Origin of the sequence: Streptomyces palmae, assembly GCF_004684805.1 — a bacterium.
GTDB lineage: Bacteria > Actinomycetota > Actinomycetes > Streptomycetales > Streptomycetaceae > Streptomyces > Streptomyces palmae.
This window is the reverse complement of the sequence record NZ_SRID01000776.1, coordinates 1-701: the sequence shown is the minus strand read 5'-3', so window position 1 is coordinate 701 and position 701 is coordinate 1. Positions and strand designations below refer to the sequence as shown.

Here is a 701-nt window from a genome sequence, read left to right as displayed (position 1 = left end):
GGGTGGGGCGGGCGCGGGAAGCGGGAGCGCGGCCCAGACCGCCTTGCCGCCGTTCCCGAGGGAGTCCACGTCGTAGGTGCCACCCGCCTCCTCGGCGATGGACTGCACCAGCAGCAGCCCCCGGCCGCCGGTCTGCCCCTGGTCGGCGGTGAGCGCGGTGGGCCGGTAGGGATGGTTGTCCTCCACCGCCACCCGCAGCCAGTCCCGGCCGATGGAGACCACCACGGCGATCTCCGGGGAGAGCAGGGCGGCGTGCCGCACCGCGTTGGTGACCAGCTCGGAGACGATCAGCAGCAGGTTCTGCAGCAGCTCCTCGTCGACCGGCACCCGCTGGCCGGCCAGCAGGTCGCGCACCGCGTGCCGGGCCCGGGGCACCGAGGAGTCCAGCGCGGGTGCGGTGAAGCGCCACACCCCCTCGTAGGGCATCGGCGGGCGGGGTGCCCCTTGGTGGCCCGGTGGGACGCTCCCAGGGATCTCCATTCCGATGCCCATCCTCCCCCGGCTACCGCTGGGAGGTGCCCCAGCCGCCACTCGATTGCTCACGACGAGTGTTGGGAATCACACACCGCGAGCTGGGACACTGAACGCAAGTCGGCACCTATCGACGGCTTTTGGCCGCTTTGAGAGCGATCAATTATCGGCATGCCGCTTTATGACCGGCTACTTCCGGCCGTTTCCCCGCCCCGCCATGCCCCCTGTGC

The 701-nt window shown here is 71.2% G+C and carries 1 protein-coding gene; it reads right to left on the bottom strand.

Going from position 1 to position 701, the window contains the following annotated elements:
- The coding region (locus E4099_RS32605; RefSeq protein ID WP_135342674.1) for an ATP-binding protein at positions 1 to 480 on the bottom strand (480 nt) is incomplete at its 3' end.
- Positions 481 to 701: the final 221 nt, after the last annotated feature.